The sequence below is a fragment of the Ruegeria sp. N10 genome (assembly GCF_056531545.1).
This window is the reverse complement of record NZ_JBQFLY010000002.1, coordinates 165,454-192,121: the sequence shown is the minus strand read 5'-3', so window position 1 is coordinate 192,121 and position 26,668 is coordinate 165,454. Positions and strand designations below refer to the sequence as shown.

At 59.1% G+C, this 26,668-nt stretch carries 26 protein-coding genes; 16 read left to right on the top strand and 10 right to left on the bottom strand.

All coding sequences use genetic code 11. From position 1 onward, the window contains the following. Window positions 1-93 precede the first annotated feature (93 nt). Complete coding sequence (locus ACR0JI_RS04255; protein WP_480475839.1) at window positions 94-2,139, top strand: ATP-binding protein; 2,046 nt, start codon at window positions 94-96, stop codon at window positions 2,137-2,139. 76 nt (window positions 2,140-2,215) lie between these two features. Here ACR0JI_RS04255 and ACR0JI_RS04250 read toward each other — a convergent pair whose 3' ends face one another. Beyond that, on the bottom strand, window positions 2,216-2,662 hold the full coding sequence (locus ACR0JI_RS04250; RefSeq protein WP_480493767.1) for a DUF4174 domain-containing protein: 447 nt from the start codon (window positions 2,660-2,662) through the stop codon (window positions 2,216-2,218). A 168-nt stretch (window positions 2,663-2,830) separates the two neighbouring features. On the opposite strand from ACR0JI_RS04250, the gene scpA reads away from it, so the two are divergent. The 6 genes from scpA to ACR0JI_RS04220 all read left to right on the top strand — a co-directional run bounded on the left by scpA (window position 2,831) and on the right by ACR0JI_RS04220 (window position 8,293). Further along, the gene (gene scpA, locus ACR0JI_RS04245) at window positions 2,831-4,957 is read left to right on the top strand and encodes a methylmalonyl-CoA mutase (RefSeq protein ID WP_480493768.1); all 2,127 of its coding nucleotides are present in this window, start codon (window positions 2,831-2,833) and stop codon (window positions 4,955-4,957) included. Between the two features lie 104 nt (window positions 4,958-5,061). Beyond that, complete coding sequence (locus ACR0JI_RS04240; protein WP_480493769.1) at window positions 5,062-5,664, top strand: VOC family protein; 603 nt, start codon at window positions 5,062-5,064, stop codon at window positions 5,662-5,664. Next, window positions 5,661-6,149 (top strand): N-acetyltransferase family protein, encoded by a 489-nt coding sequence (locus ACR0JI_RS04235; protein WP_480475847.1) that lies wholly within the window; start codon window positions 5,661-5,663, stop codon window positions 6,147-6,149. The genes ACR0JI_RS04240 and ACR0JI_RS04235 overlap by 4 nt, the downstream gene beginning before the upstream one ends. Before the next feature lie 45 nt (window positions 6,150-6,194). Further along, on the top strand, window positions 6,195-6,875 hold the full coding sequence (locus ACR0JI_RS04230) for a molecular chaperone DjiA (protein ID WP_209597848.1): 681 nt from the start codon (window positions 6,195-6,197) through the stop codon (window positions 6,873-6,875). 4 nt (window positions 6,876-6,879) lie between these two features. Continuing rightward, window positions 6,880-7,881, top strand: a complete 1,002-nt coding sequence (locus ACR0JI_RS04225; protein ID WP_480493856.1) for an endonuclease/exonuclease/phosphatase family protein — start codon at window positions 6,880-6,882, stop codon at window positions 7,879-7,881. Between the two features lie 37 nt (window positions 7,882-7,918). Continuing rightward, the gene (locus ACR0JI_RS04220) at window positions 7,919-8,293 is read left to right on the top strand and encodes a hypothetical protein (protein ID WP_480493770.1); all 375 of its coding nucleotides are present in this window, start codon (window positions 7,919-7,921) and stop codon (window positions 8,291-8,293) included. A 12-nt stretch (window positions 8,294-8,305) separates the two neighbouring features. On the opposite strand, the gene ACR0JI_RS04215 is transcribed toward ACR0JI_RS04220, so the two are convergent. From ACR0JI_RS04215 to ACR0JI_RS04195, 5 genes are all read right to left on the bottom strand, one after another. Next, the gene (locus ACR0JI_RS04215) at window positions 8,306-9,850 is read right to left on the bottom strand and encodes a Ppx/GppA family phosphatase (RefSeq protein WP_480475851.1); all 1,545 of its coding nucleotides are present in this window, start codon (window positions 9,848-9,850) and stop codon (window positions 8,306-8,308) included. Between the two features lie 49 nt (window positions 9,851-9,899). After that, on the bottom strand, window positions 9,900-10,589 hold the full coding sequence (locus ACR0JI_RS04210) for an HdaA/DnaA family protein (RefSeq protein ID WP_209504575.1): 690 nt from the start codon (window positions 10,587-10,589) through the stop codon (window positions 9,900-9,902). Continuing rightward, complete coding sequence (locus ACR0JI_RS04205; protein ID WP_480493771.1) at window positions 10,590-11,663, bottom strand: AI-2E family transporter; 1,074 nt, start codon at window positions 11,661-11,663, stop codon at window positions 10,590-10,592. It abuts the gene before it with no gap. An 89-nt stretch (window positions 11,664-11,752) separates the two neighbouring features. Continuing rightward, on the bottom strand, window positions 11,753-12,727 hold the full coding sequence (locus ACR0JI_RS04200; protein ID WP_480475857.1) for an isopenicillin N synthase family dioxygenase: 975 nt from the start codon (window positions 12,725-12,727) through the stop codon (window positions 11,753-11,755). Beyond that, window positions 12,727-14,091, bottom strand: coding sequence for an FAD-dependent oxidoreductase (locus ACR0JI_RS04195; protein ID WP_480493772.1), 1,365 nt, complete (start codon window positions 14,089-14,091; stop codon window positions 12,727-12,729). The genes ACR0JI_RS04200 and ACR0JI_RS04195 overlap by 1 nt, the downstream gene beginning before the upstream one ends. Before the next feature lie 167 nt (window positions 14,092-14,258). On the opposite strand from ACR0JI_RS04195, the gene proS reads away from it, so the two are divergent. Then, window positions 14,259-15,599: a proline--tRNA ligase gene (gene proS, locus ACR0JI_RS04190; RefSeq protein WP_480493773.1), complete on the top strand. Its 1,341-nt coding sequence runs from the start codon at window positions 14,259-14,261 to the stop codon at window positions 15,597-15,599. 128 nt (window positions 15,600-15,727) lie between these two features. On the opposite strand, the gene ACR0JI_RS04185 is transcribed toward proS, so the two are convergent. Next, complete coding sequence (locus ACR0JI_RS04185; RefSeq protein WP_480493774.1) at window positions 15,728-16,087, bottom strand: hypothetical protein; 360 nt, start codon at window positions 16,085-16,087, stop codon at window positions 15,728-15,730. Between the two features lie 355 nt (window positions 16,088-16,442). On the opposite strand from ACR0JI_RS04185, the gene ACR0JI_RS04180 reads away from it, so the two are divergent. Continuing rightward, window positions 16,443-17,738, top strand: coding sequence for a lipoprotein-releasing ABC transporter permease subunit (locus ACR0JI_RS04180; protein ID WP_480475863.1), 1,296 nt, complete (start codon window positions 16,443-16,445; stop codon window positions 17,736-17,738). Beyond that, window positions 17,731-18,417, top strand: a complete 687-nt coding sequence (locus tag ACR0JI_RS04175; protein WP_480475865.1) for an ABC transporter ATP-binding protein — start codon at window positions 17,731-17,733, stop codon at window positions 18,415-18,417. Before ACR0JI_RS04180 ends, ACR0JI_RS04175 begins: the two co-directional genes overlap by 8 nt. Here ACR0JI_RS04175 and ACR0JI_RS04170 read toward each other — a convergent pair. Beyond that, entirely contained in the window at window positions 18,401-18,838 is a 438-nt protein-coding gene (locus ACR0JI_RS04170) for a DMT family transporter (protein ID WP_267366019.1), read from the bottom strand. The genes ACR0JI_RS04175 and ACR0JI_RS04170 overlap by 17 nt on opposite strands. A 97-nt stretch (window positions 18,839-18,935) precedes the next feature. On the opposite strand from ACR0JI_RS04170, the gene ACR0JI_RS04165 reads away from it, so the two are divergent. Further along, a complete protein-coding gene (locus ACR0JI_RS04165) occupies window positions 18,936-19,349 on the top strand; it encodes a c-type cytochrome (RefSeq protein WP_480475867.1) in 414 nt (137 codons plus the stop codon). On the opposite strand, the gene ACR0JI_RS04160 is transcribed toward ACR0JI_RS04165, so the two are convergent. After that, on the bottom strand, window positions 19,346-20,032 hold the full coding sequence (locus ACR0JI_RS04160; RefSeq protein ID WP_480493775.1) for a hypothetical protein: 687 nt from the start codon (window positions 20,030-20,032) through the stop codon (window positions 19,346-19,348). The genes ACR0JI_RS04165 and ACR0JI_RS04160 overlap by 4 nt on opposite strands. 42 nt (window positions 20,033-20,074) lie before the next feature. Continuing rightward, window positions 20,075-20,737: a DNA-3-methyladenine glycosylase I gene (locus tag ACR0JI_RS04155; protein ID WP_480493776.1), complete on the bottom strand. Its 663-nt coding sequence runs from the start codon at window positions 20,735-20,737 to the stop codon at window positions 20,075-20,077. A gap of 418 nt (window positions 20,738-21,155) precedes the next feature. Here ACR0JI_RS04155 and ACR0JI_RS04150 point away from each other — a divergent pair, with 418 nt between their 5' ends. The 5 genes from ACR0JI_RS04150 (at window position 21,156) to ACR0JI_RS04130 (ending at window position 26,593) form a co-directional block, all read left to right on the top strand. Beyond that, window positions 21,156-22,106 (top strand): ABC transporter substrate-binding protein, encoded by a 951-nt coding sequence (locus ACR0JI_RS04150; protein ID WP_209504562.1) that lies wholly within the window; start codon window positions 21,156-21,158, stop codon window positions 22,104-22,106. Window positions 22,107-22,116: 10 nt separating this feature from the next. Continuing rightward, window positions 22,117-23,166: a quaternary amine ABC transporter ATP-binding protein gene (locus ACR0JI_RS04145; RefSeq protein ID WP_480475875.1), complete on the top strand. Its 1,050-nt coding sequence runs from the start codon at window positions 22,117-22,119 to the stop codon at window positions 23,164-23,166. Then, entirely contained in the window at window positions 23,163-25,229 is a 2,067-nt protein-coding gene (locus ACR0JI_RS04140) for an ABC transporter permease (RefSeq protein ID WP_480493777.1), read from the top strand. Before ACR0JI_RS04145 ends, ACR0JI_RS04140 begins: the two co-directional genes overlap by 4 nt. A gap of 106 nt (window positions 25,230-25,335) precedes the next feature. Next, window positions 25,336-26,001: an NnrU family protein gene (locus ACR0JI_RS04135; RefSeq protein WP_480493778.1), complete on the top strand. Its 666-nt coding sequence runs from the start codon at window positions 25,336-25,338 to the stop codon at window positions 25,999-26,001. A gap of 70 nt (window positions 26,002-26,071) precedes the next feature. Next, window positions 26,072-26,593 (top strand): DUF2478 domain-containing protein, encoded by a 522-nt coding sequence (locus tag ACR0JI_RS04130; RefSeq protein WP_480493779.1) that lies wholly within the window; start codon window positions 26,072-26,074, stop codon window positions 26,591-26,593. Window positions 26,594-26,668 lie beyond the last annotated feature (75 nt).

Genomic DNA, 26,668 nt, shown 5'->3' with positions numbered 1-26,668 from the left:
CGCCTCAGCCATCAACGCGCATCACGCCGTCGTGGGGATCGTTCCCTGCGGCGGCGTTTTGCGTTTTCGGAACACCAAGCCAAAGGACGTTTCATGTTCAATAAGATCCTGATCGCCAATCGGGGCGAGATCGCCTGCCGGGTCATCAAGACCGCCCGCAAGATGGGTATCGGCACCGTTGCCATTTATTCGGACGCGGACAAGAACGCGTTGCATGTGTCGATGGCCGACGAAGCCGTGCATATCGGTCCGCCCCCGGCGAACCAGTCCTACATTGTGATCGACAAGGTCATGGATGCCATCCGCAAAAGCGGCGCGCAGGCGGTTCATCCCGGCTATGGCTTCCTGTCGGAAAATTCGAAGTTCGCCGAGGCGCTCGAGGCCGAAGGTGTCGCCTTTGTCGGTCCCCCTGTTGGTGCAATCGAAAGCATGGGCGACAAGATCACTTCGAAGAAGATCGCACAGGAGGCCGGAGTTTCGACGGTTCCGGGTTACATGGGGCTGATCGAGGACGCGGACGAGGCGGTCAAGATCTCGAACGAAATCGGTTATCCGGTCATGATCAAGGCCAGCGCCGGTGGCGGTGGTAAGGGCATGCGCATCGCGTGGAGCGATGAAGAGGCGCGCGAAGGCTTTCAGTCGTCCAAGAACGAAGCCGCAAACTCGTTCGGAGATGACCGGATCTTCATCGAAAAATTCGTAACCCAGCCGCGCCACATCGAAATTCAGGTTCTGTGCGACAGTCACGGAAATGGCATTTACCTGGGCGAGCGTGAATGCTCAATCCAGCGCCGGAATCAGAAAGTGGTGGAAGAGGCGCCGTCACCCTTCCTTGATCCCGAAACCCGCAAGGCGATGGGTGAACAGGCTGTCGCTCTGGCCAAGGCCGTGAACTACGCAAGTGCAGGTACGGTCGAGTTCATCGTGGACGGAGACAAGAACTTCTACTTCCTCGAAATGAACACGCGCCTGCAGGTGGAACACCCTGTTACGGAACTGATCACCGGCGTCGATCTGGTCGAGCAGATGATCCGTGTCGCAGCGGGTGAAAAGCTTTCGATAACGCAGGATGACGTGACCCTGACCGGCTGGGCGATTGAAAACCGTCTGTATGCGGAAGACCCGTATCGCAACTTCCTGCCGTCGATCGGTCGTCTGACCCGGTATCGCCCGCCGCAGGAAACCGCGGCTGGTCCGTTGCTGGTCAACGGCAAATGGCAGGGTGAAGCACCAGAAGGCGAAACCGCCGTGCGCAATGATACCGGCGTCTACGAAGGCGGCGAGATCAGCATGTATTACGACCCGATGATCGCCAAACTCTGCACCTGGGCGCCGTCCCGCGAAAAAGCTATCGAGGCGATGCGCGTGGCGCTGGACAGTTTCGAAGTGGAAGGCATCGGTCACAACCTGCCGTTCCTGTCGGCAGTTATGGATCACCCAAAGTTTGTCAGCGGTGACATGACAACGGCCTTCATTGCTGAAGAATACCCAGACGGGTTCGAGGGCGTCACGCTGCCCGAAGCTGATCTGCGCCGGATTGCTGCTTCCTGCGCGGCCATGCACCGCGTCGCCGAAATCCGGCGCACTCGCGTGTCGGGGCGGATGGACAATCACGAACGCAAAGTAGGCAAGCGCTGGGTTGTGACATTGCAGGGGCAGGAGTTCGCCGTGCAGGTCAATGCCGACAAAGAGGGGTCAACGGTCAAGTTTGAGGACGGACCGTCCTTGCGTGTCGCCTCGGACTGGACGCCGGGCGATCAGCTGGCGGTTCTGGACGTGGATGGCAGCCCGCTGGTTCTGAAAATCGGCAAGGTCTCGGGCGGGTTCCGTGTTCGCAACCGGGGCGCTGACATGAAAGTGCATGTGCGCCGCCCACGGCAGGCGGAACTGGCCAAACTGATGCCGGAAAAACTGCCGCCTGATACCTCGAAGTTGCTGCTCTGCCCAATGCCGGGCCTAGTCGTGAAGGTCGATGTCGAAGTGGGGCAGGAAGTGCAGGAAGGTCAGGCGCTTTGCACGATTGAGGCGATGAAGATGGAAAACATCCTGCGTGCAGAAAAGAGGGGCGTGGTGGCCAAAGTCAATGCAGGCCCCGGTGACAGCCTTGCGGTGGACGACGTAATCATCGAGTTCGAGTGACCATGTTGGCGCTTTCGATATACATTCCAACGTTCTCGGCGCATCGCGCCGGGGCCATTGGGTGTGGCGAAAGCGTTCAGCCCCCTTCGCGCCGGTCGCGGATCTCGCGTTCGCGCAGGGGGGTCTTGTCGATAGATCTGCCAATCTCACGCACGCTCCACGGGCTGGGTTTGCGCAATTTGACCACACCGTCTTTGTCGACGAACACCATCTGGAAACCACGCGGTCGCAGCTTGGTCCGGATCGGGGACCGGGCAGACGGGTCCGTGTCTGTTAGCACGATGACATCGCGGTCGCGCATGGCTGCTTCTTCTGCGACAAGCATATCGATCTGCTGCTGGAACCTCGGATCGGCAGGCGTGTCAGCAAAAACCACGATGGGGCGTTTGACCCACAAGAACTCGCTGAGTTCACTTTCACCCACCGGGCGGACAAAACTGTCATCAGACGGCGCGGTTCCGTCTGCCGCTAGGACAGCCAGAGGGATTAGTGCCGAGAAAACAAAGGCAAGCGTGCGTGTCATGTGGCCTCCTGTTCTTTCGAATATAGCCCCTGTGCCCGCGATTGCGACCGGCGATTTGCGCCGGGTGACCACATTTTCGCGCTTGCACCTGAATGAACAGGCCAAGTGCAGGACTTTGGCGCGGACGCTTTCAGCGACCGCCATCCGTATTGACGAGAGGAAATCGAAATGACCGACACGAAGGACTGGAAAGCGCTTGCCGAGAAAGAGCTGCGCGGACGTCCGTTGGACGACCTGACCAAGGAAACGCTGGAAGGTATCGCGGTCAAACCGCTTTACACCCAGGAAGACACCGCCGATCTGCCTCATATGGGGTCTTTGCCGGGATTTGGCCCGTTTACCCGTGGTGTCAAGGCCACGATGTATGCCGGGCGTCCGTGGACGATCCGCCAATATGCGGGTTTCTCAACCGCCGAGGAGTCGAACGCGTTTTACCGACGCAACCTGGCAGCAGGCCAGCAAGGCGTTTCGGTTGCCTTCGATCTGGCGACACATCGCGGCTATGACAGTGATCACCCGCGCGTTGTTGGCGATGTCGGTAAGGCAGGCGTTGCGATCGACAGTGTCGAGGATATGAAGATCCTGTTTGACGGCATCCCGCTGGACAAGGTCTCGGTCTCGATGACCATGAATGGCGCGGTTGTTCCGATCCTGGCAAGTTTCATCGTTGCGGGTGAAGAACAGGGTCACGACAAGTCTGTCCTTTCCGGCACCATTCAGAACGACATTCTGAAAGAATTCATGGTGCGCAACACTTATATCTACCCGCCTGAACCGTCGATGAAGATCATCTCGGACATCATCGAATACACGTCGAATGAGATGCCTAAGTTCAACTCGATCTCGATCTCGGGCTATCACATGCAAGAGGCCGGGGCGAACCTTGTTCAGGAACTGGCCTATACGCTGGCCGATGGGCGCGAATACGTCCGTGCCGCGACTGAGGCCGGAATGGACGTGGACAAGTTCGCGGGCCGTTTATCGTTCTTCTTCGCCATCGGCATGAACTTTTTCATGGAGATCGCCAAATTGCGTGCCGCGCGCACGCTGTGGCATCGCGTCATGACCGAGTTTGGAGCAAAGTCCGAACGTTCAAAGATGCTGCGCACCCATTGCCAGACTTCCGGTGTATCGCTTCAGGAACAAGACCCTTACAACAATGTCATCCGCACCGCCTATGAAGCGATGAGCGCAGTTCTGGGTGGCACCCAGTCGCTTCACACAAATGCTCTGGACGAGGCAATTGCGCTGCCCACCGATTTCTCGGCCCGTATCGCGCGAAACACGCAGCTTGTGCTTCAGGAAGAAACCGGTGTGACTGATGTGGTCGATCCGTTGGCCGGTTCTTACTATGTCGAAAGCCTGACCAATGAACTGGTCGAAAAAGCCTGGGCCCTGATGCAAGAGGTCGAGGAGATGGGTGGCATGACCAAGGCCGTTGCCTCGGGTATGCCCAAGCTGCGCATCGAGGAAAGCGCAGCCCGCCGTCAGGCCATGATTGACCGGGGCGACGAAGTGATTGTCGGCGTCAACAAATACCGCAAGGAACAGGAAGACCCGATCGACATTCTGGATGTCGACAACGTCGCCGTTCGCGAGGCGCAGGTGGCGCGGCTGGAACGCATTCGCGCGACCCGTGATGAAGCCGCGTGCCAATCCGCGCTGGACGCCCTGACCAAGACCGCCCAAGAGGGCGGAAACCTGCTGGCCGCTGCGGTCGAAGCCGCCCGCGCCCGTGCATCCGTAGGAGAGATCAGCATGGCAATGGAGAAAGAATTCGGCCGCCACCGCGCCGAGGTGAAAACCCTGGCCGGTGTCTATGGCGCTGCTTATGAGGGCGACGAAGGCTTTGCCGCGATCCAGAAATCCATCGAGGACTTTGCCGAGGCCGAGGGCCGCCGCCCGCGTCTGCTGGTGGTCAAGATGGGGCAGGACGGGCATGATCGCGGTGCCAAGGTTATCGCCACGGCCTTTGCTGATATCGGTTTTGATGTGGACGTTGGCCCGCTGTTCCAGACACCTGCCGAGGCCGCGCAGGACGCGGTGGACAATGACGTGCATGTGGTCGGCATTTCCTCGCAGGCGGCGGGGCATAAAACACTGGCACCGCAGCTGGTGGAAGAGCTGAAGAAAGCAGGGGCCGGCGATATCATCGTAATCTGTGGCGGGGTGATCCCGCAGCAGGATTACCAGTTCCTGTATGACCACGGGGTTAAGGCCATCTTTGGTCCGGGCACCAACATTCCCGAGGCCGCTCAGGACATTCTGCGCCTGATCCGCCAAGCACGGCCCTGACACAAGGCAAGACTTTCAACGAAAGCTCTTGTGATCCCGCGCCAATGGCGAAAACATGCGACCGGATCCCTTCGGGGCCGGTCGTTTTTCGAAGGAGGGTGCGCATGTTACTCGATCATCTGGCCGTCGCGGGCGAAACGCTTGAAGAAGCGTCTGCGCATATCGAACAGGCGCTTGGCGTTGCGCTGCAACCCGGTGGAAAACACGAAAAATTCGGTACACATAACAGGCTGCTGGGTCTCAGGGATGGGCTCTATCTCGAAGCGATTGCCATCGATCCGCAGGCGCAACCTCCGGGCAGGCCGCGATGGTTCGATCTGGACAATTTTCAGGGCGGCCCGCGTTTGACGAACTGGATATGCCGGGTCGAGGATATCGAGGCCACGCTGTCGATCTTCCCAGATGGTACCGGACAGCCCATCGACCTGACCCGCGGCGCGTTGCAATGGCGCATGGCGGTTCCGCCAACGGGGCGCTTGCCGTTCGACAATCTGTTTCCCGCCCTTATCGAATGGAAAGGCGACCTGCACCCAGCAAACATGTTGCAGGACAGCGCGTGCCGGTTGCGACGCCTGGTTGTCTATCACCCCGACGCCCTGACACTGGCCCGTCAACTGGGTGAACTGGATCATGTGGTGTTCGACACCGGCCCCGCGGCTTTGCAGGCAGAGATCGAGACAGCTCATGGGCTTCGGGTGCTGGAATGAACATTCGCCCGGCCACAGCGTCAGATGCACCAGCCATTGCCCGGATCACCAATGCGATCATCCGGGACACTTTGGTCACTTTCACGCCGGACGAGCGCAGCGCCGCCCAGATTGCCGAAGATATCAAGGCACGCGTGCCTGGTTATCTGGTTGCCGAGCACGACAGCCACGTTATCGGCTTTGCCACATATGGCCCTTTCCGAACCGGGCCCGGTTATGCGCAAACATGCGAACATACGATCCAGCTGTCACCGGATGCGTGGGGCAAAGGGGTGGGACGTGCGTTGATGTCAGAGCTGGAGGAAATCGCGCAATCCCAAGGCGTTCATGTTCTGGTCGCGGGCATATCCTCGGCCAATCCGGGGGCTGAGGCGTTTCATGCCGCACTTGGCTATTCGAAAGTCGGGGTGATGCCCGAAGTCGGCTTTAAGTTCGGCCAGCGGCTGGACCTTGTGCTGATGCAGAAAATTCTTGGTGCTGAATGACCTGTTGCACCTGACAGTCCCGAATTGTGACGCTAGGGTGCGGTCATGTCGATCTGGACCCGCATATCCGATGCGCTGAGCGCGCTTGCCCAAGGCGAAAGCCTGACCGCAGTTTTTGAAAAACTACGCTCGCCACCGGAGCGGTCCGTGGCCTTTACGATTGCGGTCATCGCACTGGGTGCCAAAATGGCCAAGGCAGACGGTCAGGTGACCCGTGATGAGGTCACCGCCTTTCGCGACGTGTTTCAGATTGCGCGCGAAGATGAGGAAGGTGCAGCCCGAGTCTTCAACATGGCCCGTACGGACGTGGCGGGATATCAGGACTACGCGCGCAAGATCGCACGCATGTTCTCGGAAGACAGCACAACCCTGTGTGACTTGATGGAGGGGCTTTTTCACATTGCGATGGCGGACGGTTTCTATCATCCGAACGAAAACGCATTTCTCGAAGATGTCAGCCAGATCTTCGGACAAACCGACGCGCAGTTCAAAGCACTGCGGGCGCGTTTTGTCCCCGATGCGCCAAACGATCCTTATACGGTACTGGGCGTTCCGCATGACATGCCGCTGCCCGATATTCGCAAGGTCTGGCGGCAGCTGGTTCGGGAAACGCACCCCGACGCCATGATGGCCCGGGGTGTCCCCGAAGAGGCGATCCGGCTGGCCGAAAAAAAGATGATCGACATCAATCGTGCCTGGGATGAAATCAACGGCGCGCGGGCCTGATCAGATGCGGCTGGCGACTTATAATATCGAATGGTTCGCCAATCTGTTTGACCAGAAAGACAGGCTGATCGTCGATGACAGCTGGTCTGGCAGGCACGACGTCACCAAAGCGCAGCAGGTCGAAGCGATTGCCAAGGTGCTGACCGCAATTGACGCTGATGCGATTGTAATCGTCGAGGCGCCCAACACCGGCAGACGCCAGAACACGGTTCGGGCCCTGCAAACCTTTGCCGAAGCGTTCGACTTGCGCACGTCTGATGCGGTGATGGGCTATGCAAACGACACACATCAGGAACTGGCATTGCTCTATGACAGAACGGTGCTGAGTGTTCGCCATGACCCCAAGGGAGATATTGCAGATACGGCAGCCCCCCGGTTCGATGGCGTGTTCAAAATCGACCTCGATATTGATGCGACCGAGGACGTCGTGCGGTTCTCCAAACCGCCGATGGAACTGGCGGTGACGACGCAAGCCGGGCACAACATCCGCCTGATCGGGGCACATCTGAAATCCAAGGCACCGCACGGTGCCGAATCGCGGGACGAGGCGATCCGGATCTCGATTGCCAATCGCCGCAAGCAGCTGGCGCAAGCGATCTGGCTTGCACGGCGCGTCGAATGGCATGTTGCGCAAAAACAGCCTGTCATTTTGCTGGGCGATCTGAACGATGGCCCCGGGCTGGATGAGTTTGAACACCTCTTTGGCCGCTCGTCGGTCGAGGTGTTGCTGCAAGCCGGATTGTTCGATCCGAACGCCGTCACAGCCTACAGGTTTCGGCCCGGCCCGGTGCCTGCCACTGCGCGCTTTGCCCGTCCTGAGGAAGGCAAATTTCTGGACGCTTTGCTGGATTACATAATGATTACCGCGGACCTGCAAGCATATCGCCCGTCCTGGCGTATCTGGCACCCGTTTCAGGATGCCACCTGTTGGACTGAACAGGAATTGCGGCAGGCGCTTTTGACGGCCTCTGATCATTTTCCGGTCACGCTGGATATTGAACTGTGACCTTTCCAGCCCGCCACACGGGCCTTATATGTCAGGTATGACACGCATTTTGCTGATCGGTACGATCTCAATGTTCCTTGCCGCGCCTGCGATGGCGCAGGAAGACAATGAAAAATCCCTGATGGAGCAGGGGGCCGAACTGTTTTTCGAAGGTCTGCGCAAGGAAATGGAACCGGCATTGGAAAACTTGCTGGGTCTGGCGGAAGAGCTTGGCCCGGCAATGCAGTCATTCTTGCAGCAGATGGGCCCGGCACTTGCCGAACTGGCGGCTGAGGTCAATGACTGGAGTGTTTATGAACCACCCGAGATCCTGCCCAATGGCGATATCATTATCCGCAGAAAACCGCCCCAAGAGCCTTCTCAGCCCGAAAAGCAAGATATCGAGGTGCCCAAAGGACCCACAGATATCTGACCCGCTCAAGAGTCAGCCTTTGACAATCACGCGAGTCTGAGATTTTAGCGCCGCTGCCAAAGCGTTCAGCCGGGCTTCAGCCACTTCGCTGAACAGGGGGGCAGCGGTTTCGGGCAGATACAGTTCCAGCTCTCGCTTCTTGGGGAAAAACTTGAGCTGCCCCATATTGGCATCGTTGTGCATCCACAGCATCGCGCCAAAGCGCATGGCCTTGCCCAGAATCTCGGCCTGTTTCTGGCTATTTTCGTCCAGCAACTCGTAAAGCCGAGAGAACCGGTTGCCTTCCCGCTTGTTGCGATAGCGGTGTTGCAGTGCCAATCCGATGAAGACACGCTCGGAGTGCTTCAAGCCACCAAGATTGGCGCGCGTGACGTTGTCGAAACACACCTCGGCCCGATAATCGGGATGCGCGCGCCAGCTTACATCATGCAGCAGGCAGGCCGCTTTGATCAGGCGCACCCTGCTGGGCGGTGCGGATCTGAACAGCGGGATGACAAAATCATAGAGATTGCTGCCAAATCCGGGCAGGCGGGCGTCCTTTGCTTCCGAGAACCGGCTGGCTTCGATCAGCGGGTCGCGGTCGCGCACTTCCTGCGGCATCTGCTCATACAACAAGCCCTCGCGGATACCATAGCTTGAGATGGCGATATCTTTGGGTTTGAACGTGCGGATCAGTCGCGCCAGAACGTCCATCGCGTAAGGGATAAGCGCCATGCGCGAGCTGGACACGCCCGCCTGAGCACGCAGCTTTTCGCTATCGTGTTTTTCGATGTATTTGATCGTCTCGCGCACCTGTTTGGTGGTCATGCGGTATTCATGCAGCACGTTCAGCGGATAGCCCCGCCGCAGCATGTCCAGCCGCGCAAAGGCACGCCAGCTGCCGCCGACCAGAAATAAACGGTCCCGCTGCTGACCCATCTGATTGCGCAGATCCTCCATCGTTTCCTTGATATGCGCTTTTCGCGCACGTCGCCCGCCTTTGATGTCACGCAGTTTCAACGGCCCAAGCGGCGAGGTCACGCGGCGGCCGACCTGACCACCGCCGATTTCGGCCAATTCCATCGACGACCCGCCGATATCGCAGATCAGTCCATAAGCTCCGGGCCACCCCAACAAGACACCCTGCGCCGACAGGCGGGCTTCTTCGTCACCGTCAATGATGGCCACCTGCAAACCGGTTTCAGCCTGCACCTGATCGCAGAACTCGGGCCCATCCGAGGCTTCGCGCACAGCAGCGGTGGCCACAACGTGCAAACCGGGCAAATCCAGATCCATTGCCAGGTGCTGGAACCGTCGTAGGGCCGACAAGGCGCGGTCGCGGCCACGCGGGTTCAGTCGTCCGGTTTCGGACAGGCCTGCCCCCAGTTCGCACATGACCTTTTCATTGTAGAAATAGGCCGGTGATCGCGCCGCCCCGTCGAAAATGACCATCCGGACCGAGTTCGACCCGACATCGACAACCCCGACGCGGGATAGTGCCCGTGCATCCGGTTTGTCAAACAGGGGCTTTCCGATTGTTCCCCAGTCCGGGATATCGGTTTCGACGGTCTGATCCATGTGCCTTCCAGATTGTCCTGTTTGAGGATGCGAAATTGACGTCAGCGGGTCAATCATTGGTCTCGACCTCATCCGGAGCCGTGTTCAGTACGCGAATGGCCAGCGCGCGTGTAATGTCGCGTTTTTCCGCCAGGGCCAGTTGGTCCAGTTGGGATACAACGTCGGCTGCGCTTTCAAACCGCCGGTCCATATGCTTGACAAGATAGGCGATGACATCGGGGCCGGGGTTGAGCTGCCTGTCGACAAACAGCTTGGCAAGAACCGCGCCCAGCAATGCGTCGTCGGGCGGATCCAGTGCGACGTGATGGGCACCTTCGACCCGGCTTTGCAGGTCGGCCAGCGGCAACTCCCAGAATTTCGGTGCAAGACGGCCGGTCATCAGCAAGGGGTGCCCCTCGGCCAGAACAAGGTTATGCAGGTGGAACAGCGTTTTTTGCTGCTCGAGATCACCGGCTATCAAAGGCACGTCTTCGACCGCGATCGGCATACGCGCCAGGTCTGGCACATCGTCATATCGCAGGTCTCTGGCCTGAAGGATACGCCCGCCGGTTTCAGCGGCCCAGACATGGGCCAGATGGGTTTTGCCCGCGCCAGCAGGCCCACTCAGTACCAGCTTGTTGCCAGGCCAGGACGTGGCCGAGATCATTGCCACCGCCAGCGCATTGGCCGGTGACACAAAGAAATCCTCTCGCCCGAGCGCAGTTTTGGCAGGCAGATCAAAGCTGAGTTGTCGGGCCATTTACTCGGTTTCCTGATCCAGACCTTCAAGACCAGTGTACAATCTGCTGTCGAGGTATAGCGATGTGGCAAAGCGGGCCAGCACGCCCAATGCTGCGGCGACCGGGACAGCGATCAGCATGCCGACGAAGCCGAACAGCGCGCCAAAGACCGACAGGGCCAGCAGTAACCAGACCGGGTGCAGCCCGACAGAGCTGCCGACCAGCTTGGGTGTCAGGAAATTGCCCTCGGTGACTTGTCCAATGGCAAAGATACCCGCGATCAGCCCGATATGAGCCCAGTCGCCCCAGAACTGAAACAGCGCAAGCCCGATTGCCAGCGAGCCACCGATAAGGGCGCCCAGATAGGGAATGAACGTGACCAAGCCCGCGATAAAGCCCACAATCAGACCGAATTGCAGGCCAGCAAGCATCAGTGCGACCGCGTAATAGCTGCCAAGGATCAAGCAGACCGTTCCCATGCCGCGCACGAACGAGGCCAGAACCGCGTCGATCTCTCCGGCAAGCCGCCTGATGATGGGGGCGTGGTCACGTGGCAGCAGCTCTCCGATGCGGGCGGTCATGCGATCCCAGTCCAACAGCAAGTAAACGGCAACGACCGGGACAATGACCAACAGAACAACGATGTTGATCGCGGAGCCCAGCGAGGTCAGCAGCGTCTGCATAACGTCGCCGGTCTTGGATTTCAGCGTTTCGCCAAAGGACACCAGCATCGCGTGCGTGCTCGATTCCCGGTCAAGCAATGACGGGAACTGTTTTTCTATGAAACTGCGCAACTGTTTGAACAGATCGGGCAGTACATCGACAAGATCCAGCAACTGGGTGATCAGCGCAGGGACCACCATCAGAATTGCCAGTACAAACCCCAGAACACCGACGACCGTGATGACTGCCGTGGCGGCCATACGCGACAGGCCCAACCGCTCCAGCCGGTCAGCGACCGGATCCAGGAAATAGGCAATGGCCCCGCCGATGACAAAAGGCAGCAAGACATCCCCAAGCGCCCACAGGATCAACGCGAAAACCGCAGCGGCGATGCTCCAGTATCTCAGCTGATCCTTAACCGGCAAAGCCATGGCGATCCCCTTGTTCAGGCCCTTGCAGGTGTTCTTGGCGCATCAAAGCCCATGATGCAAGCGGTTCATGGCGCTTGGGTTTGCAGGGGTCAGCCGCGCAAGGTTCCCAATTCAGGTGTGTCTTCGGTGGCGGTCTCATCGGGCCAGTTCGTGCGCCAAATCTCGGCCGACCAGTGACCACAATGAACCGCCGGACGGTCAAAGCCGGGCAGGGGCGGCAGCAAAGGCGCGACGACGATGTCGTGACGGGGCACCGCGAAATAGGGAAAAGAATACCGTTCCCGCCCCGATCGGTTCACAACCCGATGCGGCGTGGATTTCAACCGCCCGCCCGACCACAGCTCCAGCATGTCACCGATATTCACCACGAAACCACCGGGCGGGCAGTCGGGCGTGATCCAGCCGCCGTTGCGGGTCTGCACCTCAAGCCCGCCCACCGGATCGGGGGCAATGATGGTCAAGGCGTCGGTATCCTTGTGCGGATGGATACCATAGCCTGCCTCATCCTCGGCCTGTGGCGGGTAATGCAGCAGGGTCATGTTGGTCATCGGGACCCGGAATGCACTGCGCAGCGCGTCGGCTTTCAGATCCAGTCCCGCCTCTAACGCGCCCAGCAACAGATCGGTGACGCGATCCAGTTGCCGCCAGTAACCCAGAATGACCTCCTTCGCACCGGGTACACCGTCGGGCCAGAGGTTTGGCCCGTATAACGCGCAATCCTCACGCACCGGGTCGTCTGCTGCGACCTCGTGATGCAGTTTGTACCCCTCGTACTTGTCGGCCTTGCCCGAGCCATCATTGGGTGTGAAAAACCCCATGGGTATATAGCCGCGATAGTTGGCGCGGGTGATGGCCTGATCCCATTTTTGTGCGTCATCGACGGCAAAAATCTGTCGGGTGATCTGGCGTACCTGATCCACGGTCTGCCGGGATACGCCTGTCCCGGTGATCGACAAGAAGCCGATCCCCTGACAGGCCGCAAGGATGTCTCGGACCGTCGCGTCATAGGCTGCGGTTCCCGGGGCAGTCAAAGGCGCAATATCAATCGTTGGGATACTGTCCATCAGTGAATCCTCACCCCCTGGCGTTGCAGTTCAGTTCGAACCGGTGCCAGATTCAGCTGGTCCAGCTCCTGATTGCTTTTCAGTGAGACCGCAGCGGCGATGCCCGCGCCCTGACCTAAGACCGCGCAACAAGCCATGTTTCGGGTTGCGGCATGTGCCACCCGGTCCGCGCCATGCGACCGTCCTGCAACCAGCAGGCCTTTGATGCCCTTGGGCAGCATCGAGCGATAAGGGATTTGCATGTACCGCCCCGTAGTTGGCAGGATCAGGATGCCATAGCCGTCGATGAACTCGGGATAGATGCCGATCGTATCCTCGAACCGGCCCTGATGGCGGGCATCGTTTTCGGTCATGTTGTAGACCGCGTCGATCTTGCGGGTGTCGCGGATGCCGATGGTCATCCCGAAATTCCGCAAACGTGCGTTTTCGCAACCGGGCATGAACCGTCGCAGCGCCTCGATGGCCAGCATGGTCTGGCGGCGACCTTCAATCTCGCCGCGCGTCAGGCTGTCGGGATCGGTGCCGTCAACCTCGGCCAGATGGATGAGGTTCATGTATGTCAGCTCGCCCGTGTCATGCATCGCGCCCCAGGTGCCGGCGATGGTGTTCAGATGCGGCGGGATCAGCCCCTGATCGATTGCTTGCTGGAACGGTTTGTGCACGAAGGGTGAGAACATATCGTCCTCTTTACCGGAGGTCTCAATGTTCCACTCTCCGCCGCCGCCCCAGTCCTTGTAGGTCTGCGGGTCAGCTTTTACACCTTCCATAAAGGCCCGCTTGTCGACGCCCGCCAGATGGAACATGACCGAGGCCGCCATCATGTCCTCGCGCGGAGTTTTGTGGGTCGGCGCACCCGCGCGATGGGCCACATCCGCGTCGCCGGTGGCATCGATGACGACCTTGGCCAAAATCGCTTCGCGCCCGGCCTTGGATTCTGTGATGACACCGGTGATCCGGTCGCCTTCCAGGATCGGGGACACGAATTGCCGATGCAACATCGGATGCACGCCCGCTTCTTCGACCAGCTTGTCGGCCACCAGTTTGAATCCTTCGCTGTCCAGCTCATAGCTCAGGGACTGGCTTTCCGGAACGGCGGCTCCCATCTCCTTGGCGCGGGTTTCAAACTCCATCCCGATGCCGCCTGCCTCGACGGTTTGCTCGTGCCGGTACCAGGCAAATCCTTCGACGCCGACGGCAGTGATATTGCCGCCCATGCAGCCGAAACGATCAACCAAAGATACCTCGGCCCCCGCACGTGCCGCCGCAAGCGCTGCTGCCAACCCGGCAGGGCCGGAACCAACGACCAGAACATCGGTTTGATGAATGACGGGGATTTGGCGTGCGGGTTCCTGAATGGTCTGCATCGGCGCCTCATGGAATTTGCGTTTCCGCTACCATGGCAGTCCCGATTGGCGGGTCAATCAAAAAACCGACTGCCGCAAGGTCGGAAAACACCAATGCGCGATTGCCCCCGGCGGGGCTTTGGCATAATCACCTGTCCAGTCGAATTCTTACCTTTGAAGGTCCGTCCATGCGCCTGAGCCGTTACTTTCTGCCCGTTCTCAAGGAAACCCCGTCCGAGGCTCAGATCGTCAGCCACCGGCTGATGCTGCGTGCAGGGATGATCAAGCAGGCCTCTGCCGGGATATATTCCTGGTTGCCGCTGGGCTTCAAAGTGCTGCGCAAGCTGGAAAACATCGTCCACGAAGAACAGGCGCGGGCCGGTCACATCGCGATTCAGATGCCTATAATCCAGTCGGCGGATCTGTGGCGTGAATCCGGGCGCTATGATGACTACGGTCAAGAGATGCTGCGGATGAAGGACCGTCATGACCGCGACATGCTGTTCACGCCCACAGCCGAAGAACTGGTGACCGATATTTTCCGCGGCCACGTCAGCAGCTACAAGGACCTGCCGCTGACGCTCTACCAGATCCAGTGGAAGTTCCGCGATGAAATCCGCCCGCGTTTTGGCGTGATGCGGGGGCGCGAGTTCTATATGAAGGACGGATACAACTTCGACCTGACCAAGGAAGATGCGCTGCACGCCTATAACCGCCATCTGGTCAGCTATCTGCGCACTTATGAACGGATGGGACTTCAGGCGATTCCGATGCGCGCCGATTCAGGCCCCATCGGTGGCGATGACACGCATGAGTTTCTGGTTCTGGCCGATACCGGTGAATCCGAGGTTTTCTATGACAGCGCCGTCACCGACCTGACCTTTGGCGATCGTGAAATCGATTATGACAACCGCGAACAGTGTCAAGCCATTCTGGAAGAGTTCACTTCGAAATACGCCCGCACTGATGAAACCCACGATGAAGCTCTGTTCAACCAGATCCCCGAAGAACGCCGCCGCGTGGCGCGCGGCATTGAGGTGGGCCAAATCTTCTACTTTGGCACCAAATACTCCGATCCCTTGGGCGCAACTGTCCAAGGCCCGGATGGCAAACCGGTTCCGGTTCACATGGGCAGCCATGGTATCGGTGTCAGCCGCCTTGTAGGAGCCATCATCGAGGCCAGCCATGACGATAAAGGCATCATCTGGCCCGAGGGCGTGACCCCGTTCAATTGCGGTATTGTCAACCTCAAGCAGGGCGATGACGAAGCCGATGCAGCTTGTGACAAGATCTACACGGCGCTGACGGCTTTGGGTCTGGAACCGCTCTATGACGACCGCAATGAACGTGCTGGCGGCAAATTCGCCACGATGGACCTGATCGGTTTGCCCTGGCGCATCACGGTTGGCCCGCGTGGTCTGAAGAATGGTGTGGTTGAACTGACCTGTCGCCGCACTGGCGAAAACGAGGAACTGAGCCCCGAGGCGGCCGTTACCAAAGTTGCTGAGATTTACCAGCGGATCGCATAAGCGACCATCAGTTGCTGCTGCGAGGTGGTGTTGAAACTCACCCTGTGATCTGGATGGGGTGCCGGAGGCTCAGACCTGGCGGCCCTTCCCAAGCTACCTGAATACCGACCGCGTCAGTCGGTCGGTTCTCAGTTTTGATCCGACGTCGGGCGCTCGGCCAGGACGTCTCCGTTGGCTCCGTCACCTGTCGCCACAACAATCGGACGGCCAAGGCGGCTGATCAGTTCGCGAAACTCGATATCCAGAAAGCGCAATCCGCAAATCCGCGCATCAGTTGCCCGATCCGTGATACACAAACGGCCTTGCCGGAAAACCAGACGATATCCTTTGTCTTTCAGGATGTCTGCCAAATTGCCCCAGCTTGCCGCGGTGACAAAGATTGGCCGAATGGCCGCGCGCAGCAAGGCTGCGGTTTCACAATCTAATTCTGTTGAAGCCTGACGGGTCGAAATTGCACCCGCACCATTGGTTGAAATTTCTAAATTCATTGAGCGACCCCCGCTCTTTAAATGTGTTCCCCCATGGTCAGGGTGGCAAAGTTTCTGAAAATAATCAAAAAGAGTAATAAAATTTCGCACTTATTGTTGCCTTTACGATTCAGTGGCTCACGATGCGCGATGATTAACGTCATACCTGAAACAATCACCTTCTGTCTGTGATGCGCTTCACAACTCATGGTGTAGCGCCCGAATTGAAAGACACCTGTTTTGCACATGTATTTTGGTCATGTCCCGAAACGATTCGGCTCATTCAGGCTGAGGAACCGGTTCAGGGTGACAACCGGCTTGACCATTGGGCGAAATGCCGAAAGGGTCGCCGCAAACAAGAAAACCCGGAGCAGGCATGGCCAAGACACCCCCGCCCTTTGCCCCTTTTGAATGGAAAATCGCCTGGCGATATCTGCGCGCGCGCAGGGCCGAAGGCGGCGTCAGCGTGATGACATGGATCTCACTGATCGGGATCACGCTTGCCGTGTTCGCGCTGATTGCAACGCTGGCCGTCCGTTCGGGTTTTCGGTCTGAATTCGTCGGCACCATTCTGGGCGCCAATGCGCATGTGACAGTCTATTCCTCGGGTGAATTTGACGCGCAGGGCCGGGTGGATCGGACAATTGCCGACTACAACGAACGCACTGACCGCATTGCGCTGGTGCCCGGTGTTGAACGTGCCGCACCGCTGGTGAAGGGGCAGGTGCTGATCACCAACCGCGACAGCAGCAGCGGGGTCGAGGTGTTTGGCATCCGACCAGACGATCTGTTCGACCTGCCGGGTATCGCGCAGGCGGACCAGGCGGCGGGGGACCTGTCGGACTTCCAGACAGGTGAGGATGTAATCGCCATTGGATCGGGTGTGGCCCGCAGTATTGGGGTCACTGTCGGGGATGTGGTCAAACTGACCTCGCCCAACGGGGTCAAAACCGCCTTTGGCACGTCACCGCGCGTGAATGCCTATCGCGTTGTCTATGTGTTTTCGGCCGGTCGCTATGACATCGACCGCACCCGCGTCTACATGCCGTTTTCGCAGGCGCAGGGCTTTTTCAACCGTGAAGGTGTGGCGGATGAGATCGAAGTGATGGTGGACAAGCCCGAAGACCTCGGCCCGATCCTGATCCCCATTCTTGAGGCGTCGGGCGAGCGCAGTCAAATCTGGACATGGCAGGACGCATCCGGCGGCTTCCTGCGCGCGCTCGAGGTTGAGGATAACGTGATGTTCATCATCCTGTCGATCCTCGTTCTGATTGCTGCGATGAACATCGTTTCGGGCCTGATCATGCTGGTCAAAAACAAGGGGCGCGATATCGGTATCTTGCGCACAATCGGCCTGAGCGAAGGATCGGTTCTGCGTGTCTTTTTCATCTGCGGTGCGTTCACCGGCCTGATCGGCACTGCAATGGGGGTCATCCTGGGATGCCTCTTTGCAATCTACATTGATCCGATCTTCTCATTCGTGAACTACGTGATGGGCGGTGGCGTGTGGGATCCGTCGATCCGCGGCATCTACGCTCTGCCGGCCGAACTGCATCTGAGCGATGTGCTCAAGGCGACGTGCCTGTCGCTTGGCCTGTCTTTCATCGTCACCTATTTCCCCGCCCGCCGCGCGGCGCGGCTGAACCCGGTCGAGGCGCTGCGCTATGAATGAAGTCACCTTGCGTCTGAACGGTCTGACCAAGACCTACCTCAAAGGTACACCGGGCGAGGTGCAGGTTCTGCGTGGGGTCGATCTGGAGCTGCGCGCGGGTGAGGCCGTGGCCATGGTTGCGCCGTCCGGTGCGGGCAAATCAACGCTTCTGCACATCGCCGGTCTGCTGGATAAGCCTGACGACGGAACCGTCGAAATCGGGGGACAGAATGTGAACGGCAAGGGCGACCGAACCAGAACGGCGTTGCGTCGGCAGGATATAGGGTTCGTATATCAGTTCCATCACCTGCTGCCCGAGTTTACGGCGCTGGAAAACATCACATTGCCGCAACTGGCCAATGGCGCGTCCGAAAAAGCTGCTCAGGCACGGGCGTTGGATTTGCTGGACCGTGTGGGCGTCGCCCCGCGCGCCAGCCACCGCCCTGCGGCGCTGTCGGGCGGTGAACAACAACGCGTGGCCTTTTGCCGGGCGCTTGCCAACGCGCCACGTGTTTTGCTGGCAGACGAACCGACAGGCAATCTGGACCCTGAAACTTCGGATCAGGTGTTCGATGCGCTGATGACGCTGGTGCGGGACGAGGGATTGTCGGCGTTGATCGCGACCCACAACCTCGAACTGGCGGCGCGCATGGATCGCATGGTCAGGCTTGAGGGCGGCGTGCTCAGGCCAGTTGAGTGATCGCAACACCGATGGCCATGACCGCGATACCACCTGCCCGCATCAGGGTGAGGGGTGCCACCTGTGCGCCGAACAGGCCGAAGTGATCGATTGCCGCGGCACTGATCAATTGCCCCAACAGAACAAAGAACACAGCGTTTCCCACACCGAAATGCGGGGCGACATGGGTGATCGACAACACATAGAATGCAATCAGGATGCCAGCGAACAACAGGTGTTTCGGGGCTTGCGCAACCTTGGACAAGGCTGCAAAACCGGGAAACAACAGCATGGTCAGCACCGAGGCGGCCAGGGCAATTGCAAACAGCACCACAGCTGCCGTTGTCGGTGATCCGATGACCTTGCCAAGGGCCGCGTTAAGAGCGGCCAGTATCGGAATTCCAAATCCGGCGGCCAGCATGATGGCTGCGTATTGTGTCATTGCCCGAACCCTCTGCACCTATTTCGTTGATCTGGATCATTGCGCCCATATGCCTGTCGGGCAACCCTGCAAATGTCAATCGTGACAGGAGGATACGATGTTCAAGGCAACGATCGGTATGCTGGTTCTCGGGGTTTCGGCTGCTGCCGCACAAGCTGCCTGGGCGCAGGATGCCGCGACCGGAGAGGAACTCTATTTGCATTACTGCGCGACCTGTCACGGGATTGACGCAACCGGGCAGGGGCCGATGGCCAGCGTGCTGGTTGTTCAGCCGTCCGATCTGACCGCATTGTCCGGCGAAAGCGGGGTGTTCCCGACCGCCCGCGTTGTCGCCCGCATCGACGGTAGGGACCCGCTGGTCAGCCATGGCAGCCCGATGCCGGTCTATGGCCCTTATTTCGACGGGCAGGACACATCCATGAAAACACCGGAAGGTCAGCCGATCCTGACCAGCCAGCCGATCGTTGATCTGGTGGCATATCTGGAAACCGTGCAGCGCGCACGGAACTAACTGCAAATCCCTTCGATCCTGGCTTCGCTCCATGGGATCAGGACCGGGCGCTCGCGCCCTTGTTCCGGCAGGGGCGACAGATCAAAATGGGTGCCCAGCATGTCGTGCAGTCTTTTGGTACGCTTGGCCTGGGGGGCCAATGCGCGACAGCACACGTATTCCTCGACGATCGCGCCCTGCTGTTCGAACCCGTAGGTCAGAAAATCCGGAGAGGTTTCGAGGTCGAACAGATACGGATCCCTCCGGCCCCCATGTTCCGCCGCAGCGCGCAGGGGGTGGTAACCCGTGGTCCGGCGATTCTGCCATTGCCAGACATGCGTCAGCTCATGGGCCAAAAGCATCGCGGCCAGCAGGTTCATCTGATCCGGAAATTCCGACATATAGTCCTCCAGATACCAGTCGCGGGCAAAGTAGACTTTGTTGAACAGGGCCACGGCGGCGGGTTTGCCCGTCACCGGCCCGGGGTCCACCGGGGGCAGAATGCGCTCGCGGCAGGCCAGTCGCGGGCGTTCTTCGCGGAAATACGTCACGTTTGCCACCGGGGCACCTTCGACCAGACGGATGTGATCCAGATTCAGGGTTCCCCCCTGAATGGTTTCCGCAAAACCGCGCTCCTGTTCGGTCAACTGACGACCGCAGGCGGCCAGCAACAAAAAAGAAGCAAAGAATATACGCAGAACCATAAGTTGAATCTTATTCCGCTGCGGGTATTCCGCAAACCGTTTTCACAGACTCATGGCCAGAACCCGGCTGATTTCCGTAAGTGATCGCCCGGACTGACCCATCCATGTATTAAAGGCGTTCTGAACCGCCTCCATCGCTTTCTTCGAGGTGGCAGGCTTGTCGATCACACCTTCGGCAATCAGGCGGGCGGTGACATCCTGGGACAGAATGAAGCTGTCCCGCCCGGCAAACCGCATCGCGTACTGTGCCGAAGCGCCGCCCAGTCGGGCCCCGCGTTTGGCCAACATGGCCAGAAGATTGACGTAGTCATCAGATGGCCAGCCGCCTAGCACTTTACCCACGCCGCCTTCCTCGCGCAGCTCAAGCAGGAACGCAGCGTTATCCCGTACAGCCGCGATCTTGGTTCCATTCCTGACGATGCGCGTATCCTGCAACAGGGTGTCAAACTTCTCATCATCCATGAACGCGCATCGCCCCACGTCGAACCTGTCAAAGGCTGTTTCGAACCCGTCCCATTTGTTTTCGATGACTTTCCAGTTGAAACCGGCCTGAAAGATGCATTTCGTGATGATCGACAGCCAGCGATCCTCGGGCATCGCTGCCAGTTCCTCAGGGGATTTCGGTTTGCTCAGTTTTGCGTCCAGTGCTTCTGGCCCGCCGTGGCGCGCGGCTGCGATTTCAAAGATTTCGTCAAACGTTCGCATCTTTCTAACCTTGATGTTGCCCGACAATGAATGTTTGTCTTTTGTTCTTGTTTGGCAATAAAAAATATGACCGTTTCCAGATTTGAGGCAGTCCCCGGAATAACCGAATTCGCAGAAAAATGCGGTTTTTTGAAAGAAGTTCTCGACAAAAGGTGGCAAAATGTTTTCTGATTGACTCGTCAGTCAATGTCCCGTCTTAGCGAAATGAAACAAGGGCTAGCCGGGTTGGATGCGTAAAGGGAGCCGGGAGGGGGAAACAATCTGGCAGAAAAATCTTTTCCACAATTTGGAAACGGATCACTGTTCTTTTCCAGCCAAATTTGTGCATGCTGCGGCATGGCATTGTCATCAGACAGAAAGACCGGCGGGAAAATCCTTGCCGGGATGGGCAAAACAAATATCACAGGGAGTTAAGTCCATGAAAAAACTAAGTGTAAGCCTAATGGCTCTGAGCGTTGCAGGCGCGGCGCAGGCGGCGGATATGGGCGCCGTGGATGAACCGATCAAACTGGCGATCAACGAATGGACCGGCCAGCACGTCACGACGCATGTGGCGGGTGAGATGCTCAAGGCAGCCGGGTACAACGTCGAATATGTGACCGCTGGCATGATGAACCAGTTCCAGGCGCTGGCCGATGGCGACATCGACGCGACACTGGAAATCTGGTCTTCCAACGTTTCCGATGAATACGCCAAGAAAATCGGTGAAGGCACTGTGGTCGAAATCGGTGATCTGGGTCTGGATGCCAAGGAAGGCATCGCATACCCGGCGCATGTGGCCGATCTGTGCCCGGGCCTGCCCGCATGGGAAGCACTGAAAGATTGTGCACAGGTCTTTGCGACGGCGGAAACTCTGCCCGGTGGTCGTCTGGTCGACTACCCGGCCGATTGGGGTACTCCGGGCGCGGATCGCATGACCGGTCTGGAATTGCCGTTCAAAGCCGTACCAGCAGGGTCCGAAGGGGCGCTGATCGCGGAATTGCGCGCTTCGACCGAACGCAAATCGCCACTGCTGATCACCTTCTGGCAGCCGCATTGGGCGATGTCGGCCTATGACGTTCAGTTCGTTGAACTGCCCGCCGGTGAAGAGGCGTGCTTCAGTGATCCGGCCTGGGGCCCGAACCCGAACGCTGTCAATGACTGCGACTTCTCTCCCTCGCGCATCTTCAAAGCCGGCTGGAGCGGTATGGAAGAGAAATGGCCGGCAGCCTTTGAAATCCTGACCAACTATCAGCTGGCGGTTGAAGACCAGCAGCCGATGATGGGCGCGATCGACGTTGACGGCGGAAAGGTCGAAGAAGTTGTCGCCGCATGGATGGCTGAAAACGAAGGCAAATGGCGTCCGGTTGTAGACGCGGCAACCCAGTGAGCCCGCGTAAGTGACGGACACGACCATGCCAGCCATCGCCTGCCGGAATCTCTGGCAGGTGTTTGGCCCCGGCGCTGACAAAGCCCTGACCGACGCGCTGTCTCGGTCAGGGAATGACGCAGACAAGGCTGCCGCCGCCCTTCGCGAACAGGGGCTGATCCCCGCTGTTCAGGATGCCAATTTCGAGGTTCAGGAAGGCGAGCTTTTCGTCATCATGGGCCTCTCGGGCTCGGGCAAATCCACGCTGATCCGCTGCATATCGCAGCTGCTGCCGGGCACAGGTGGTGAGATTCGGGTGGATGGCGAAAATGTCATCGGAGCCTCAAAAAAGGCGCTGACCGAGTTGCGCCGCAAAAAACTGGGTATGGTGTTCCAGCATTTCGGCCTGTTCCCGCATATGACCGTTTCTGAAAACGTGGCCTATCCGCTGCGCGTGCAGGGTGTGGGCAAGAAGGAACGGCTGGCGCGCGCGCAGGAGGTGATCTCCCTGGTCGGTCTGGAAGGGCGCGAAGACAGCTTTCCGCGCCAGCTTTCAGGTGGCCAGCGTCAGCGTGTGGGCATTGCCCGCAGCCTCGCTGTAAATCCCGATATCTGGTTTCTGGATGAACCGTTCTCGGCCCTCGACCCATTGATCCGCCGCCAGTTGCAGGATGAATTCCTGCGTATTCAGGCGACGCTGAAGAAATCCATCGTCTTCATCACCCATGACATTCAAGAGGCGCTGAAGCTGGCCGACCGCATCGCCATCATGCGCGACGGCAAGATTGTTCAGATCGGAACGCCCACTGATATCGTGTTGCGCCCGGTGGATGATTACGTGCGCGAATTCTCGAAGGATGTCGCCAAAGGTCAACACGCCAAGGTCGCCTCGGTCATGCGGAGCGAGGCGGAATGTGGCCCCGATGATCCCGGCCTCACCACCTCGATGACGCTGGACGCAGCCCTTGCGCATTGCATGGAGCTGTATGAACCCGTGCCCGTGCGGGATGAGGCGGGCAATGTCGTCGGCACGGTGCATCCGTCCGATCTGGCCGCAGCTCTTCAGGTGGACGAGACATGACCGCCATAACCGACCTCCCGACACGGCGCAGTGCGCAGTTGACGGCAGGTGCGAAGGCCGCCCTGATAACTGTTATCGTCGGTGCAGTTTGCCTTGCGCTCGAGGGTATCGCCCCGTGGCTGGTCAAGTGGCCCGCCGCGTGGGAACTGCCTGCAACCCAATGGGTTGGCGCGTTTCTGGACTGGTTTCTGAACCTGATCAAACCGGCAATGCGGCTGTTTTCGGACCTGATGACCCACCCAATGAACTGGGCGAATTTCGTGCTGGGCAAAACGCCATGGCCCATTCTGATCGGGATCGTGACCGCGTTGGGCTGGTATCTGGGCGGCTTGTCCATGGCCGCACTTGGCTTTCTGGGCCTCAGCTTTGTTTTGGCCTCGGGCTATTGGGCCGAAAGCATGAATACGCTGGCGCTTGTCGCCGTGTCTGTCCCTGTGGCGCTGGTCATTGGGGGCGCCATCGGCATCCTCGCCAACGAAGTGCCAAAGGTGAAATCCTTTGTGCAGGCCGTGCTGGACATCATGCAGACGGTGCCAACCTTTGCCTATCTGACACCGCTGCTGCTGCTGTTTGGATTTGGTCCTGTTGTTGGTCTGATTGCTTCGGCCATCTATGCCGCACCGCCAATGGCGCGCAATGTGATGCTGGGATTGGAACGGGTAGAACCCGAAATCAAAGAGGCGGCCATCATGTCTGGCGGCACTCGGTTCCAGCAGCTGTTCCAGGTCGAAATCCCTGCCGCCACCACTCAGATTATGGTCGGTGTGAACCAATGTCTGATGGCCGCATTGTCGATGGTTATCATCGCCGCGGTCATCGGTGGGTTCAACGATATCGGCTGGGAGGTTCTGCTGACCATGCGCAAGGCGCAGTTCGGCGAATCGCTGATGGCGGGTCTGGTTATCGTGGTCTTTGCGGTGGTGATCGACCGGATGAGCGGCACTTTGGCGACCGAGCGTAAACGCTATGACAGCCGCGTTGTCTGGGCGATGCTGGGTTTTGCTGTTGTCTTCACCGCCGCCTTCTGGGCGTGGTTGCCAAATCCTGCGGAATTGACCCTGCTGGACCCGATGGCCGAGGTCGTGGACAGCGGCCTGACCGCGTTCACGCAGGCCAACGGCCAGTGGCTGGACGCCCTCAAGAACAACTCGTTGTTCTATGTACTGCTACCGCTTCGGATCGGGTTGGATCAGGCGGTGCTGCCCTTCACATGGGGTTTCCAGTGGACGTCGAGCATGAGCTATGGTCTGTTCGCGGCCGGTGCCGGAATTGCGCTTTTGATGGCGTGGCGCGGGCGGCTGACTGGCGGGCTGGTCGTTCTGATCTTGATCGGAATGCTGGAAACCGGCATCGCGAACCTGCCGTGGCCCTTTGTCCTGACCGGCGCTGCCGCGCTGGGCTGGGTCGCCGGGGGCTGGCGTCTGGCCGCGCTCTGCGTGGGGCTGCTCTGCACCATCCTCGTCTCGGGCCTGTGGGAAAAGGCGCTGCTGTCGCTCTATCTTAGTGGTGCAGCGGTGTTTACCTGCGCTTTGGCAGGGGGGCTGATCGGTCTTGCCAGCGCGGTATGGCAGCCTGTGTGGAACGTGGTTCGCCCGATCTGCGACATGTTGCAGACGATCCCCCTGTTCGTGTTCCTGATCCCGGTGCTGATGGTGTTCCAGATTGGTGAGTTCTCGGCCTTTCTGGCGATCTGTGCCTATGCGATTGTCCCGATGATCCGCTACACGCGGCACGGGCTGGTCAATACACCGGATGAGATGATGGAGGCCGCAATTTCAAGCGGTGCGACCGAGTGGCAGATCATGCGCGATGTGCGGGCGCCTTATGCGGCCCCGACCATCCTTCTGGGGCTGAACCAGACCATCCTTTACGCCTTCGCCATGCTGGTCATCGCGGCACTGATCGGGACCACCGGTCTGGGCCAGTCGATCTATCTGGCGCTGGGTCAGGCGGATGTAGGATTGGGCATATCTGCCGGGGCCGCGATGGCGATTCTGGCACTGATCGCAGACCGCATCGTGCAGGGCTTTGCCGAAGAACGCCGCGCGGCGCTTGGGCTGTAATACAAGGCAGGGACGGTGCGTTCGCCCCTGCGGCCCAACTTGATTTCGGGCAAGGACGTCGCTGTCCTCCCAGTCTAGACCGACCCCAACACGTTTGGAGAATATCATGACCGGTTGGGGCCTGTTCCTTGCAGCACTCATCGCTTTCCTACTCAGCCATGCAATTCCTGTACGGCCCACCGTGCGGGGTTGGCTGATCGGCACGCTCGGCCGCCGGGGGTATTTCACGGCCTATTCACTTCTGTCTTTGGCCGTGCTGGCATGGCTGATTGTTGCCGCTGCAAACGCCCCCTATGTCGAGGTCATTCCGCCGTTCGCAGTCTTGCGCTGGTTGCCGATACTGATCATGCCCGTGGTGTGCTGGCTGGCTGTGACCGGGCTTGCGATCCAGAACCCGTTTTCTTTCGGAGGGATGGGCAACAGGCCCTTTGACCCCGAACACCCCGGTATTCTGCGCACCACCCGCCACCCGATCCTTGCCGCGCTGCTGTTGTGGTCCTTGGCGCATCTTCTGACCAATGGAAGCCTGTCACATGTGATTCTGTTCGGCCTGTTTGCCGGATTTTCTGTTATGGGCATGGACCTGATCGACAGGCGTAAATCGCGTGAGATGGGCTTTGAATGGGTCCGGTTGTCCCGAAATACGTCGCGGTTCTCACTCCGCTCACCGCGACCCTGGCCACGCCCCTGGGTCTGGCTGACCGCACTGGCCGCTTATGCGGTTCTTCTTCACCTGCACGCACCTGTGATTGGTCTGTCGCCGCTTCCTTGACTGGGGGAGTGGTCGGGCAGCGCCTTGCGTGCTATTTGAAACGTCACAATCGAATTACAAGAGGTCCAAGATGCATCTGGCCTATGTCACCACCACCGACCGCGGCGCGACGGATCGCCTGCTCAGTGCTGTTGCTGAACGTCTGCTGGCGTCCGGCGCGAAACTGGCCGGTGTCGTGCAAACAAACACGGAATGCGCCGACAGCAGCAAATGCGATATGGACGTGCGCGTGCTGCCTAATGGCGAAACCATCCGTATCTCGCAATCACTGGGCACCCAGTCCCGCGGCTGCCGTCTGGACCCCGCAGCGCTGGAACAGGCGGTTGGGTATGTGACCGCCTCGCTTGCGAACGCGCCGGACCTGCTGATTATCAACAAATTCGGTAAACATGAGTCTGATGGGCGGGGGTTCCGCCCGGTGATCGGCGAAGCGCTGGCGCTGGAAATTCCGGTGCTGGTCGGCGTGAACGGGCTGAACGCCGAAAAGTTCAACGCCTTCGCCGAAGGCGCGGCCGAGGAATTGCCTGCGGACTTGGACGAAATCGTGCGTTGGTTCAACCGCATAGCTCAGATGCGCCCGGCTGCGGAATAGGTGGGCAATCGACCGGCGTGTTGATCTGAACGTCATGACATGCGGTGGCGAAGACCACGCGGAACCCTTCGTCCA